This window comes from Stenotrophomonas sp. KH_029, from assembly GCF_057839765.1.
This window is the reverse complement of sequence record NZ_CM174498.1, coordinates 3,659,388-3,672,104: the sequence shown is the minus strand read 5'-3', so window position 1 is coordinate 3,672,104 and position 12,717 is coordinate 3,659,388. Positions and strand designations below refer to the sequence as shown.

Sequence of the window (12,717 nt, the reverse complement as noted above, 5' to 3'; positions counted from 1 at the left end):
TCCGGCGCCCGGACGGTAAAGCGCAGGCTCAGCGGTAGACGAACCGGCGCATCAGCAGGAACGATACGGCCGCCAGGCTGCCCTCGACCAGCGGCTTGGCCAGCCACGCATAGCGCAGGCCGAGCTGGTTGGCGGCAGCGTCCAGCGCCAGCGTACTGACCAGCGTCAGCATCGCCCACAGCCCCAGGAACCGTGCAAAGCGCTTCCAGCCCAGCCGCTGTTGACCGGCCTGGGCGAACGTATGCCGGCCGTTGAGCCAGAACCCGAGCAGCATCCCGCAAACGCGGCCGAGCAGGTTGGCCGGGGCCACCGGCATGCCCAGCGCGCTGGCACCGACGAATACGGCCCAGTCCACGCCGAGCTGGACCAGGCCGATGACGAGATAACTGCTTCCCTGGCGGATCAGGCTCACGGGTACTGCCGCTGCGGTGAAGCGCACATGTTAACGGGGACCGCACTAGAATTCCCCCAACGCTCCCCAGGAATGCGATTGCCCATGCCCCAGCCACTGCACGTCATCATCCTCGCCGCCGGCGCCGGCAAACGCATGAAATCGATGCTGCCCAAGGTCCTGCAGCCCATTGCCGGGCGGCCGATGCTGGCGCACGTGATCGACGCGGCGCGCGCACTGCAGCCCGCTGCCATCCACGTGGTCTACGGCCATGGCGGTGAAGCGGTGCAGCAGGCCTTCGCCGATCAGCCCGACCTGCGCTGGGCGCAGCAGCGCGAGCAGCTGGGTACCGGCCATGCGGTGCTGCAGGCCATGCCCGAGGTCCCCGACGCCGCCACGGTGCTGGTGCTGTACGGCGATGTACCGCTGATCCGGGTCGATACCCTGCGCCACCTGTTGTCCCAGCCCGGCCGCCTGGCGGTGCTGGTGGCCGAAGTCGCCGATGCCACCGGCTATGGCCGGATCGTGCGCAATGCCGAGGGCCGGGTAGCGGCGATTGTCGAGCAGAAGGATGCCAACGACGAACAGCGCGCTATCCGCACCATCAATACCGGCATCATCAGCGCCGAATCGACCGCGCTGCGCACCTGGTTGTCGCAGCTGTCCAACCGCAACGCCCAGGGCGAGTATTACCTCACCGACGTATTCGCTGCCGCCGCCCACGACTACACCCCGGCCGACATGGCCTTCGTGCAGGACCCGCAGGAAGCCGAGGGCGCCAACGACCCCTGGCAGCTGGCGCAGCTGGAGCGCGCCTGGCAGCTGCGCCAGGTGCGCGCCCTGTGCACCCAGGGCGCGCGCGTGCTGGACCCGGCCCGGCTGGACATCCGTGGCACGGTGAGCGTGGGCCGCGACGTGCAGATCGACGTCAACGTGATCCTGGAAGGCCGGGTCGAACTCGGCGACGGGGTCAGCATCGGGGCGTTCACCCGGCTCAAGGACGTCACCCTGGCCGCCGGGACCGTGGTCAAATCGCATTGCGACCTGGATGGCGTGGTCAGCGAAGGCGCGGCCGAGATCGGCCCGTTCGCGCGGCTGCGCCCGGGTACGGTGCTGGCGGCCGGCGCGCACGTGGGCAACTTCGTGGAGACCAAGAAGGTCACGCTGGGGCCGGGAAGCAAGGCCAACCACCTGACCTACCTGGGCGATGCGGTGATCGGCAGCAAGGTCAACATCGGCGCCGGTACCATCACCTGCAACTACGACGGGGTGAACAAGTCGCAGACCACGATCGGCGACAACGCCTTCATCGGCTCCAACAGTTCGCTGGTGGCGCCGGTGGTGATCGGCGAGGGCGCGACCATCGCGGCCGGCTCGGTGATCACCCGCAGCGCACCGGAGGGCCAGCTGACCGTGGCGCGTGCCCGCCAGCAGACCATCGAGGGATGGAAGCGCCCGACCAAGCGCAGCTCCTGAGCAGCACTGCGGCGCGGCAATCACCGCGCCAGGTGCCGGCTCATGGCAGGGCGCTGAACACGTCGATATGCGGGGCGATCGGCCCGGCCTTGAGATAGACCACCTGCAGATGTACCCGGGCAGGATCGTAGTCCACGGCCGGATCGAAGGTCACCACAAACCGTGTCTGCAATGGCCAGCGGCCGTCGCTGCCGTGCTGGAAGAATACCTTGAACCCGGCTTCCACTTCGCCCTGTATCGAGGCCACTGCGGTACCAGCAGCCGGCGCCGACCAGGCCGGGTAGCGCCAGTGATAGGCGCCCTGGTCGGGCGCCACCTGCAGTTGCTCGGCATGCACCTGGGCCACGCTGTCGGCATAGGCAAACACCAACACGGCCTCGCCACTGAGGCGCAGCGCGCTGAAGTCGGTTGGTGCGTAGCGCCCGTAGCCGCTCAAGGTGTAGGCGATGCGCAGCGGTGTGATCGAGACGACCTCCTGGGTGTAGTGGGTCTGCACCGAGAAGGCATTGTCCTGCGCGCGCGCGGGCAGGGCCTGCAACAGCAGGACGGCGAACAGCATCAGCAGGCGGTGGTGCATGGTCGACTCGATCAGCGGCCGGAAGTGGCGCGGCCATGATCGCCTGCCGCGTTGCCGTGCCGGCTTCGGAACAGGACGAAAGCGGCGGTTTTGTGATGTCCACCCGGTAGGTCCGAGCCATGCTCGGACAACGTGGTGCTGAAACGAAACGTGTCCTACGTGGGCAGGAAGATCGCCACGCACAAGCCGCCTTCGCGGCGGTTCTGCAGCGAGACGCGCCCACCGTGGGCCTCGACGATCTCGCGGGTCAGCGCCAGCCCCAGCCCGGTGCCATTGCGCTTGGTCGAATAGAACGGCATCAGCGCGTTCTGCAGCACCGCTTCGTTCATGCCCTTGCCACGGTCGAGCACTTCCAGCCGCAGCCATTGCGGCAGCCGGGTCAGGCGCAGTTCGACATCGTCGTTGGCCGGCTCGGCCTCGGCGCAGGCTTCGTGCGCGTTCTTGAGCAGGTTGAGCAGGGCCTGGCCGAGCTGGGCGATATCCACGCGGCTGTACAGGTCCTCGGCGATGCCCTGCATGCGGAACGGGATCTGGTGCTGCAGGCCGGTCAGGAACTGCAGCCACTGCATGTTCTGCAGCTGCGGCTGCGGCAACTTGGCAAAGCGCGCATAGCCGCGGATGAAGCCCTCCAGGTGGCGCGCGCGCTCCTCGATGGTGCCGAACACTTCTTCCAGCCGCTCGGTCCGGCCGCGCCGGACCAGCTCGCCCCCGGAATGGGCCAGCGAGGCGATCGGTGCCAGCGAGTTGTTGAGCTCGTGGCTGATCACCCGGATCACCTTCTTCCAGGTCTGCACTTCCTGCCGGCGCAGTTCGGCGGTCAACAGGCGGATCAGCAGCAGGTCGTGGGGGCGCCCGTTGAGATGGAAGTTGCGCCGCGACAGGTGGTAGATCTGTTCGTCATCCTCATCGTCGTCGGGACTGTCATCGCCGCTGCCGCGCACCGCGAACAGGCTGTCGCCGCCGCGCGCGATCGCATCGCGCAGTTCCGGCGGCAGCGTTTCCAGCACGTCCTGCATGCGCTGGCCTTCCAGCTTCCAGCCGTGGTGCAGCAGCTTGCGCGCGGCCAGGTTTGAAAACACCACGCGCTGGATGCCGTCGCCGCCATTGGCCAGCAGCAGCATCGCCACCGGGGTGTTCTGCACCATGGTGTCCAGCAGCAGTTCGCGCTGCACCAGGCCCTGGCGTTGTTCGCGCAGCACGTCGCCCAGCTCGCGGTGCGCCTGCACCAGGTCGCCCAGCTCGTCGTTGCCGGGCCAGTACACGCTGAAGTTGTACTCGCCGTCGCGGTAGCTGCTGGTGGTGCCCGACAGGGCGCGCAACAGCGAACGGACCGGCGCGGTGGCCCGGCGCAGGCTCCACCACATCAGCGCGAGCAGTATGGCGGCGGAAATCAACGCCACCGCCCAGCCATGGTCCATCCAGAACGCCAGCGCCCACGGCAGGGCGGCGGCCAGCGCCAGCACCGGCAGCAGGCGCAGGAACAGTCGGAAGGTGAACGAGCTGCGCTTCATTCGCGCGGGATGCCGTAGCGGTCCATGCGCCGGTACAGCGCCTGGCGGCTGAGCCCGAGTTCGGCGGCGGTCTGGGCGATGATGCCGTGGTTGCGGGCCAGCGCCGATTCGATCAGGCCGCGGTCCGGATCGACCACCGGGCCGACCGCGCGCGCACCGCTGGCCGCGCGCGGCAGGTTGAGGTCGGCCACCTCGATGCGCGCACCCTGGGCCAGCAGCGCGGCGCGCTGGATCACGTTGCGCAGCTCGCGCACGTTGCCCGGCCAGCCGTGCCGCTGCAGGGCGCTGGCGGCGGCGCTGGACAGCGGCTTGCCGTCGCCGAGGAAACGCTCGGCCAGCGGCAGGATGTCGCCGGGTCGTTCGGCCAGCGGCGGCAAGGCCAGTTCGATGGTGTTGAGGCGGTAGTACAGATCCTCGCGGAACTGGCCGTCGCGGATCATCGCCGGCAGGTCGGCGTTGGTGGCGCTGATCACCCGCACCTTGACCTGGCGTTCGCGGTTGGAGCCCAGCCGTTCGAAACGACCGGTTTCCAGCACGCGCAGCAGTTTCATCTGCCCACCCAGCGACAGGTTGCCGATTTCATCCAGGAACAGGGTGCCGCCATCGGCGGCCTCGAACTTGCCTTCGCGCGCCTTGTTGGCGCCGGTGTAGGCGCCGGCCTCGCTGCCGAACAGCTCGGCTTCGATCAGTTCGGCGGGAATGGCGCCGCAGTTCAGGGCCACGAACGCACCCTTGGCCACCAGCGAATTGGCCTGGATGATCTCGGCGATCTTCTCCTTGCCCGCCCCGTTGGGGCCGGTGATCAGCACCGGCAGTTCCGAACGTGCGACCTGGCAGGCCAGGCTGACCACGCGTTCGCTGGCCGGGTCGGCGACCACCGCGCCGCGCAGGTCGTAGCGTGCTTCCAGCGCAGTGCGGTTGCGCTGTTCGCGTTCGCGGCGACGGTCCAGTTCGCGCCGGGTTTCGGACAGCTCCAGCAGGTTGTTGACCGTGGTCAGCAGCTTGCGGTCGTCCCAGGGCTTGGCCAGGTAATCGGCGGCGCCGGCCTTGACCAGGTCCACCGCGCTGCTCAACTGCGTCCAGGCGGTGAGCAGGATTACCGGCAGGTCCGGGTGGTGCGCGCGGATCTGCTGGAACAGGGCTTCGCCTTCCTCGCCGGAGGTGGTGTCCTCGGTGAAGTTCATGTCCTGGATCACCAGGTCCACCGGCTGCTGGGCCAGCAGCGCCAGCCCGGCCTCGGGCGACAGCGCATGCAGGGCATCGATGTCGTGCAGCGAGAACAGCACTTCCAGCGCGGTGCCGACGCTGGCGTTGTCGTCAATGATCAGGATCGAAGGCATGCGGCAACGAAGGGCGGAAGGATGGGGGCAAGAGTACCGGAGCGCCGGGCCGGCGGGCAGTGCTGCCCGCCGCCGGTAATCATCGCTGCGGCGCCGGCCGGGCGGGCGGTGCCGGCGGGGCCGGGGGCAGTACGCCGTGCCAGGCCCCAGTGGCCACCGGCACGCTCAGCCGGCGGCCATCGCGCAGCACCGTGACCGCCACGCTGGGGTGGCCGCTGCGCGCCAGCGCCGTGGTCAGGTCATCGATGCGGCGTACCGGCTGTGTACCTACCTGCAGCACGCGGTCGCCGACGCGCAGGCCGAAATGCCCGGCCGGCTCGGCGTGGCGCACGAATACCACGCCCTGGCTGGCCTCGATGGCCAGGTGCAGGCCCTGCTCGCGCCAGTCCAGGCGCGAGGTTTCGGTACGCGTGGTGGTAGTGGTGGTGCCGGCGCTGGCAGCGGTGGCCAGCAGCAGTGACAGCAACACGGCCGATGCGCTGCGCAGGCCCATGTCATGCGCTCCGGGTGGCCACGGCCGGGGGCACCGCCGCGGCGCGATGGGCCGGGCCGAACACCGCGATCTGCCCGAGCAGCCACAACAGCAGCGCACCGATGGGCAGGTAGCTGATCGGCATGCGCGGCAGCTCGTAGGCATTCATCAGCCACAGGTTGATGGAGTAGGCCATCAACATGCCCAGCACGATCCCGACCGTGGCCAGCAGGAAGTTCTCGGTCTGGAAGTAACGCAGGATCTGCCCGCGGGTGGCGCCCAGCGCACGGCGGATGCCAATCTGCTTGGTGCGCTGCTGCACCCAGAAGCTGGCCAGGCCGATGATGCCCAGCGCGGTCACCACCAGCAGTGCCACGCACACGGTGACCAGCAGGCCGACCATCGCACGGTCGTTGGCGAAGTATTTGTTGCGCTGCTCTTCATAGCTGCGCTTGGCGCGCACCAACCGGCTCGGATCGACCTTTTCCAGCGCCGCCACGGCGGCGTTGAGCACCTCGTCGCGACGGGCCGGGTCGGTGACCCGGATCAGGTAGAAGCCTTCCACGTAGGTGACCCGCAGCGGCAGGATCATCGAGTAGCGGGTGTCGTTGTCCATCTTCGACGGGCGCGCCAGCTCCTTGACCACGCCGACCACCCGCAGCGGCTCGCGGCCGCTGTAGACGGTCTTGCCCAGCGCGCTGCCGTCGGGGTACAGCTTGAGCGCGGCGGCCTGGCTGAGGATGGCCGAAGTGCCGGTGGATTCCAGCGAGTTGTCGGCGATCACCGATTCCAGGTTGCGGTACTCGTCGGGCTGGAAGTCGCGGCCACCGATCAGTTCCAGCCCCATGGTGTCCAGGGTGCCTTCGCTGGCGAAGAACTGCGAGGCGCTCAGCGTCTGCCGTTCCTGGTCCGGGACCAGCGACAGGCCGGTGTTCCAGGAGTTGCGCCGGAACGGCAACTGGTTGATCGGCACCACGCTCTTGACCCCCGGCACGCTGCGCAGCGCGGCCAGGTCTTCACGGGTGCGGGCTTCGGCATTGACCTGCTTGCCGATGCCGCCCAGGCGCACTTCCAGCAGTTCCTTTTCAGCGATGCCGCTGGGCTGGCTGATCGTTTCGATCCGCTGGCCGATCAGGAACAACGCGTTGCAGACGATGGCGCAGGTCAGCGCGATCTCCAGCACGATCAGGGCGGCGGCGGTCTTGTGCCGGCGCAGTGTGGACAGGATGGGACGGATATCCATGGTGTGCTCCGGATCCTTACTGCGATTTGAGTTGGATGGCAGGGGTGACCTGCATGGCGCGCAGGGCCGGCAGGAAGCCGGCCAGCAGGCTGGCGGCCAGGGTCAGGCCGAAGGCGAGCAGCAGCATCGGCCCGTCCAGGGTGGCCAGCTTGGCGTAGTCCACCGGTTGCTGGCGCACCGCGTACAGGCCCAGCATCGCCAGCCCCAAGCCGAGCACGCCACCGGCCAGGCCGACCGTGCCGGCTTCCACCAGCGACTGCAGGAAGATCTGCCCGCGGCTGGCGCCCAGCGCACGGCGCACGCCGATCTCGCCGCTGCGGCGCAGGAACTTGGCCAGCAGCAGGCCGACCGTATTGATCAGGCAGACCAGCAGGAAGCCCAGCGCCAGCCACAGCTGCAGGCGCACGTCGCCGGGCACCACCTGCTTGTAGTCCAGCCACGCCATCACGTTGCGCAGGCGCACATTGGGCGCGCGCTGGAAACGGCCGGCGGCCTTCTGCTGGGTGGAGTAGTTCTCCAGGTAGGCACGGTAGTCGGCGGCGCCGCTGGCCGAGTCCAGCTCGACCCAGTACTGCAGCCAGGTGCAGGGCGCGTTGAGCGCGGTTTCCTCGCCGTTGCTGTTGCCCCAGCAGTTCATGTTGCCGTTGCGGCCCAGCTTGAGTTCCATCGCCGTGGAGAACGGCAGGAAGACGTCCTCGGCACTGCCGTACTTGCCGGTTTCCAGGTCGTAGAAGTGCGGGTTCGGGTTCCATTCGTCCAGCACGCCGACTACGGTGAAGGTATGCCCGTCCATGCGTATCGGCTTGCCGACGCTGTCGGTGCCATCGAACAGCTTCTGGTTCAGTTCGCGCGAAATCACCGCCACGCGGGCGCGGCCATCATCGTCGGTGCTCGGCCAGGCGCGGCCGTACAGGAAGGGCGTGTCGAACATCGGGAAGAAATCGGTGGAGGTGTAGCGCACATCGGTGTCGAACGGGCGCAGCGCGGCCTTGTCCGGCTCCACCGTGATGCCGCCGCCGGTCATTACCGCCTGGCGGCTGGCGCGCTTCTCGCGCAGCAGCGACTCGGCGTCGAAACGCGTCATCTGGTCTTCCGGTTCCTCACCGGGCTGGTAGCCCAGCATCGGGCGCGGGTCGACCTGCACGGCGAAGATGCGGTCGCTCTTCTGCGGGATCGGGTCGCCGGACAGCACGTGGAACACGGTCAGGGTGGTCATCGATGCGCCGATGCCCAGCGCGATGGCGATCACCATCAGCGCGGTCAGTACCTTGTTGCGCCGGAAGCTGCGCAGGGCCAGGCGGAAGTAGTAGGCGAGCATGGCGGCCTCAGTCGTTGGCGGTGGCAGTGGCGGTGGCCAGGGCCACGCGCGGGGTGCCCAGCACCGGCTCGCGCACCAGGTCGGTGGCCTGGCCATCGACGATGTGCACGTTGCGCTGGGCGCGCGCGGCCAGCTCCGGGTCGTGGGTGACCATCACGATGGTGGTGCCGGCGGCGTTGATCTCTTCCAGCAGCTCCATCACCCCGCGCGCCATCTGGCTGTCCAGGTTGCCGGTCGGTTCGTCGGCCAGCAGCAGGCGCGGGCTGCCGGCCAGCGCACGCGCGATCGCGGCGCGCTGCTGCTGGCCGCCGGACAGTTCGGCCGGATAGTGCTTCATCCGCGAGCCCAGCCCGACCTGGCCCAGCGCATGCTCGATGCGCTGCCGGCGTTCGGCCGCCGGCATGCCGCGGTAACGCAGCGGCACATCGACGTTGTCGAACAGGTTCAGGTCCGAGATCAGGTTGAAGCCCTGGAAGATGAAGCCGATCTTCTGGTTGCGCAGCCGGCTGCGGGCGTCATCGCCGAGCTTGCTGACATCCTGGCCATCGAGCAGGTAGGTGCCGCTGGTGAAGGTTTCCAGCAGGCCGGCGATGTTGAGGAAGGTGGTCTTGCCCGAACCGGACGGACCGGTCACGGCGACGAACTCCCCCTCGCGCACGTGCAGGTCCAGCGAGCGCAGGGCGTGGGTTTCCACCTGTTCGGTGCGGAACACTTTGGCGACAGAACGCATTTCCAGCATGACGGTTTCCTTTTGAAGTCGAGAAGGTTCAGTTGACGGACACGCGCTCGGCATCGCCGAACAGATCGCTGCCGGAGACCACGACGCGGTCGCCGGGCTGCAGGCCAGAGAGGATTTCCACTTCGCCCAGGCTGCTCACGCCGAGCTTGACCGGACGGCGCACGGCGGTGCTGCCGTCCATCACGTAGACCTGGCCGTTGCCCTGTTCGACGAACGGGCCGCGCTCGACCTTGATCACGTTGCGGCGGGTATCGAGCACCACCCGCGCCTGCATGCGCTGGCTCTGGCGCAGGCCCTGCGGCTGCTTGTCGGTGAAGCGGATGCGGGCGTTGACCTCGCCGGCCACCACTTCCGGGGAGACGGCGGAGATCTCGCCGGGGAAGGGCTGGCCGTTGCCGCTGGTCAGCTGCGCCGGGATGCCCAGCGACAGTTCGCGGGCGAAGCTCTCGGGCACCTTGATTTCGATTTCAAAGCGCGACAGGTCGACCACGCCCAGGATCGGCGCATTGATGGCGACATTGGTGTGCTGGGTGGCCTGGACCTGGCCGACCTGGCCATCGAACGGCGCGCGCAGGGTCAGTGCATCGACCTGGCGTTCGACCTCGGCCACCACCGCGCGCTGGCGGTCGGCCAGCAGGCGCTTGTTGCGCGCATCCAGGTCGGCGCCCTGGGCCTTGAGGGTGGCGTCCTTGCGCGCATGCTGCAGCTGGATCTCGGACTTCTTGACGGTGTCCTCGGCCTTGGCCACGTCCACCTGCGGCACCGCGCCGCCGTCGAAGCCGCGCTGATAGCGTTCCAGGTCGCGGCTGGCGGCCTGGCGGTCGATGGTGGCCTGGTCGGTTTCCTTCTGTGCGGTGGCGCGGGCCAGGGTGGCGTCCAGCCCGGCGCGCCCGGCCTCGGCTTCCAGCCCGGCCAGGGTGGCCTGTTCCTGGGCCAGCTTGCTGCGCAGTTCCGGGCTGTCGATCACGGCCAGTTCCTGGCCCTGCTTGACCACGTCGCCGGCGACCACCTTGAGGGTCACCGTGCCGGCCGAGATCGCATACAGCACCGGGCTGTTGGCGGCGATCACCCGGCCATCGGCGGCGATGTCGCGGACCATGTCGCCGCGCTTGACCTCGGCGATGCGCACCCGGGCACTGTCGAAGGACTGGCTGGCGCCCAGCCAGGCGCGGATGGCAAAGCCGATCGCCAGCAGCACCACCAGGGCGGCCAGTGCCGGCCACAGCCAGCGCTTCCAGGGGGCGGCCGTGCCGGCAGCGGAGAGGGACTGGTCCTGGGCGGAAGTGTCGCGGATCATCGGGCTCGTTCGCGGTTGGGTTGCCCGGATAGTTAGCAGGCAGCGTGCCAAGTATTGGCCCTTTGGAAACAAGCACTTGCAGGAGGTGCCCGGATGTCCGCGTGTCCGCGGACAGTAGCGCGGACACTTTTGTTAAGCCGGCAGCGCCCTGGCGCGCACGGGGGCCACGCTAGAATGCGGGACTCAACGGCAGGGATCAGAATCTATGTGCGGCATTGTGGGAGCGATCGCCCATCGCAACGTGGTACCGGTACTCATCGAGGGCCTGAAGCGGCTGGAATACCGCGGCTACGATTCCTCGGGCATCGCCGTGCTCGACCAGCGCCCGGCCCAGCCGGACCTGCGCCGGGTGCGCCGCACCGGGCGCGTGGCGGAAATGGAAAAGGCCGCCGCCGCCGAAGGCTTCGATTCGGTGCTCGGCATCGGCCACACGCGCTGGGCCACCCACGGTGGCGTCACCGAGGCCAACGCGCACCCGCACATCAGCCACGGCGTGGCGCTGGTGCACAACGGCATCATCGAAAACCATGAAGAACAGCGCGAGAAGCTGCGCGCGCTGGGCTACACCTTCGAGTCGCAGACCGACACCGAAGTGATCGCGCACCTGATGCACCACCACCTCAAGGGGGGCGACAGCCTGCTGTCGGCGCTGCAGCGCACGGTCAAGGAACTCACCGGCGCCTATGCGCTGGCGGTGATGAGCCGGGCCGAGCCGCACCATTTCGTCTGCGCGCGGATGGGCTGCCCGTTGCTGGTCGGCCTGGGCGAGGGCGAGAACTTCGTGGCCTCCGATGTGTCTGCGATCCTGTCGGCCACCCGCCGGGTGATCTTCCTGGAAGAGGGCGACACCGCCGAAATCCGCCTGGATGGCGTGCAGGTGTACGACCAGGACGACCAGCCGGTGGTGCGCGATGTGCACCTGTCGGACGTGTCGCTGGCCTCGTTGGAGCTGGGGCCTTACCGCCACTTCATGCAGAAGGAAATCCACGAGCAGCCGCGCGCGTTGGCCGACACCATCGAAGCGGCGATCGACGCCGGCGGCTTCCCGGCCGAACTGTTCGGCAAGAACGCCGAAGCGGTGCTGTCGGGCATCGAGGGCGTGCAGATCCTGGCCTGCGGCACCAGCTACTACTCGGGGCTGACCGCGCGCTACTGGATCGAAGCGATCGCCGGCCTGCCGTGCAGCGTGGAAATCGCCAGCGAATACCGCTACCGCGCCGCCTACGCCAACCCGAAGCACCTGATCGTGACCATCTCCCAGTCCGGTGAAACCCTGGACACGATGGAGGCGCTGAAATACGCCAAGTCGCTGGGCCACCGGCACACGCTGTCGATCTGCAACGTGCCCGAAAGCGCGATCCCGCGCGCCAGCGAACTGGTCTGCTATACCCGTGCCGGCGCCGAGATCGGCGTGGCCTCGACCAAGGCGTTCACCACCCAGCTGGCCGCGTTGTTCCAGCTGACCATGGTGCTGGGCAAGCTGCACGGCCGCATCGACGCCGCGCAGGAAGCGGATTACCTGGAGCAGCTGCGCTTCCTGCCGGGCAGCGTGCAGCATGCGTTGAACATGGAGCCGCAGATCGCGATCTGGGCCGAGCGTTTCGCGCGCAAGAGCAGCGCGCTGTTCCTGGGCCGCGGCCTGCATTACCCGATCGCGCTGGAAGGCGCGCTCAAGCTCAAGGAAATCACCTACATACACGCCGAGGCCTACCCGGCCGGCGAGCTCAAGCACGGCCCGCTGGCGCTGGTGGACGAGGACATGCCGGTGGTGGTGATCGCGCCCAACGACAGCCTGCTGGAGAAGGTCAAATCCAACATGCAGGAAGTGCGCGCACGGGGCGGCGAGCTGTTCGTGTTCGCCGACCAGGACAGCAATTTCGTCGAGTCCGAAGGCGTGCACGTGATCCGCACCCCGCGCCATGCCGGCGTGCTCAGCCCGGTGGTGCACACCATCCCGGTGCAGCTGCTGGCCTACCACACCGCCCTGGCACGCGGCACCGACGTGGACAAGCCGCGCAACCTGGCCAAGAGCGTGACGGTGGAGTGACGCGTCGGTCGGTGCAGCCGCGCTGATGCGCACAAAGGGTGGCCCCTGCAGGGCCACCCTTTTTTTGTACGTTCACCCGCTAGAGCCACCCCATGGGTGGCTCCCCGGCCTGCCCAAAGACGCGCATCCGCCCCATGGCGTGGCTACCGGCAGCCGACAACGGATCTTTAGCCTGGCCCAGCAGCGGCATTCAGCGACGGTTCTACGCGCGGTGCCATTCTCGGAGTCGTCAAGCAGTTCCCACGACGATGCGTCCCAGAATTGCAAACTCAGGGGCACCGGTGCAGTCGTAGAATCGAGTTGACC

11 protein-coding genes are annotated in these 12,717 nt (G+C 68.2%); 2 read left to right on the top strand and 9 right to left on the bottom strand.

Annotation, left to right across the window (positions count from 1 at the left end):
- Nucleotides 1-28 precede the first annotated feature (28 nt).
- Complete coding sequence (locus tag AC3ITM_RS16415) at nucleotides 29-412, bottom strand: GtrA family protein (RefSeq protein ID WP_489266540.1); 384 nt, start codon at nucleotides 410-412, stop codon at nucleotides 29-31.
- An 84-nt stretch (nucleotides 413-496) separates the two neighbouring features.
- On the opposite strand from AC3ITM_RS16415, the gene glmU reads away from it, so the two are divergent.
- Nucleotides 497-1,867 (top strand): bifunctional UDP-N-acetylglucosamine diphosphorylase/glucosamine-1-phosphate N-acetyltransferase GlmU, encoded by a 1,371-nt coding sequence (gene glmU, locus AC3ITM_RS16410; protein WP_489266539.1) that lies wholly within the window; start codon nucleotides 497-499, stop codon nucleotides 1,865-1,867.
- A gap of 40 nt (nucleotides 1,868-1,907) precedes the next feature.
- On the opposite strand, the gene AC3ITM_RS16405 is transcribed toward glmU, so the two are convergent.
- From AC3ITM_RS16405 to AC3ITM_RS16370, 8 genes are all read right to left on the bottom strand, one after another.
- Nucleotides 1,908-2,444 carry a hypothetical protein gene (locus AC3ITM_RS16405; protein WP_489266537.1) on the bottom strand — a complete coding sequence of 179 codons (537 nt, stop codon included), beginning with the start codon at nucleotides 2,442-2,444 and terminating at the stop codon, nucleotides 1,908-1,910.
- Nucleotides 2,445-2,599: 155 nt separating this feature from the next.
- On the bottom strand, nucleotides 2,600-3,955 hold the full coding sequence (locus tag AC3ITM_RS16400) for a sensor histidine kinase (protein WP_489266535.1): 1,356 nt from the start codon (nucleotides 3,953-3,955) through the stop codon (nucleotides 2,600-2,602).
- A complete protein-coding gene (locus AC3ITM_RS16395) occupies nucleotides 3,952-5,295 on the bottom strand; it encodes a sigma-54-dependent transcriptional regulator (protein WP_489266534.1) in 1,344 nt (447 codons plus the stop codon). Before AC3ITM_RS16395 ends, AC3ITM_RS16400 begins: the two co-directional genes overlap by 4 nt.
- Before the next feature lie 79 nt (nucleotides 5,296-5,374).
- Entirely contained in the window at nucleotides 5,375-5,788 is a 414-nt protein-coding gene (locus AC3ITM_RS16390; protein ID WP_489266532.1) for a PDZ domain-containing protein, read from the bottom strand.
- 1 nt (nucleotide 5,789) lies between these two features.
- Complete coding sequence (locus AC3ITM_RS16385; protein ID WP_489266531.1) at nucleotides 5,790-7,010, bottom strand: ABC transporter permease; 1,221 nt, start codon at nucleotides 7,008-7,010, stop codon at nucleotides 5,790-5,792.
- Between the two features lie 16 nt (nucleotides 7,011-7,026).
- Nucleotides 7,027-8,328 (bottom strand): ABC transporter permease, encoded by a 1,302-nt coding sequence (locus tag AC3ITM_RS16380; RefSeq protein ID WP_489266529.1) that lies wholly within the window; start codon nucleotides 8,326-8,328, stop codon nucleotides 7,027-7,029.
- 7 nt (nucleotides 8,329-8,335) lie between these two features.
- On the bottom strand, nucleotides 8,336-9,067 hold the full coding sequence (locus tag AC3ITM_RS16375; protein ID WP_228885311.1) for an ABC transporter ATP-binding protein: 732 nt from the start codon (nucleotides 9,065-9,067) through the stop codon (nucleotides 8,336-8,338).
- Between the two features lie 28 nt (nucleotides 9,068-9,095).
- Nucleotides 9,096-10,364 carry an efflux RND transporter periplasmic adaptor subunit gene (locus tag AC3ITM_RS16370; protein WP_489266527.1) on the bottom strand — a complete coding sequence of 423 codons (1,269 nt, stop codon included), beginning with the start codon at nucleotides 10,362-10,364 and terminating at the stop codon, nucleotides 9,096-9,098.
- A 205-nt stretch (nucleotides 10,365-10,569) separates the two neighbouring features.
- On the opposite strand from AC3ITM_RS16370, the gene glmS reads away from it, so the two are divergent.
- Entirely contained in the window at nucleotides 10,570-12,411 is a 1,842-nt protein-coding gene (gene glmS / locus AC3ITM_RS16365) for a glutamine--fructose-6-phosphate transaminase (isomerizing) (RefSeq protein ID WP_489266526.1), read from the top strand.
- Nucleotides 12,412-12,717 lie beyond the last annotated feature (306 nt).

Bases quoted from the DNA above. Each gene is read 5' to 3' on its own strand.
- glmU (WP_489266539.1), top strand. From the start codon at position 497: ATGCCCCAGCCACTGCACGTCATCATCCTCGCCGCCGGCGCCGGCAAA.
- AC3ITM_RS16405 (WP_489266537.1), bottom strand. From the start codon at position 2,444: ATGCACCACCGCCTGCTGATGCTGTTCGCCGTCCTGCTGTTGCAGGCC.
- AC3ITM_RS16400 (WP_489266535.1), bottom strand. From the start codon at position 3,955: ATGAAGCGCAGCTCGTTCACCTTCCGACTGTTCCTGCGCCTGCTGCCG.
- AC3ITM_RS16395 (WP_489266534.1), bottom strand. From the start codon at position 5,295: ATGCCTTCGATCCTGATCATTGACGACAACGCCAGCGTCGGCACCGCG.
- AC3ITM_RS16390 (WP_489266532.1), bottom strand. From the start codon at position 5,788: ATGGGCCTGCGCAGCGCATCGGCCGTGTTGCTGTCACTGCTGCTGGCC.
- AC3ITM_RS16385 (WP_489266531.1), bottom strand. From the start codon at position 7,010: ATGGATATCCGTCCCATCCTGTCCACACTGCGCCGGCACAAGACCGCC.
- AC3ITM_RS16380 (WP_489266529.1), bottom strand. From the start codon at position 8,328: ATGCTCGCCTACTACTTCCGCCTGGCCCTGCGCAGCTTCCGGCGCAAC.
- AC3ITM_RS16375 (WP_228885311.1), bottom strand. From the start codon at position 9,067: ATGCTGGAAATGCGTTCTGTCGCCAAAGTGTTCCGCACCGAACAGGTG.
- AC3ITM_RS16370 (WP_489266527.1), bottom strand. From the start codon at position 10,364: ATGATCCGCGACACTTCCGCCCAGGACCAGTCCCTCTCCGCTGCCGGC.
- glmS (WP_489266526.1), top strand. From the start codon at position 10,570: ATGTGCGGCATTGTGGGAGCGATCGCCCATCGCAACGTGGTACCGGTA.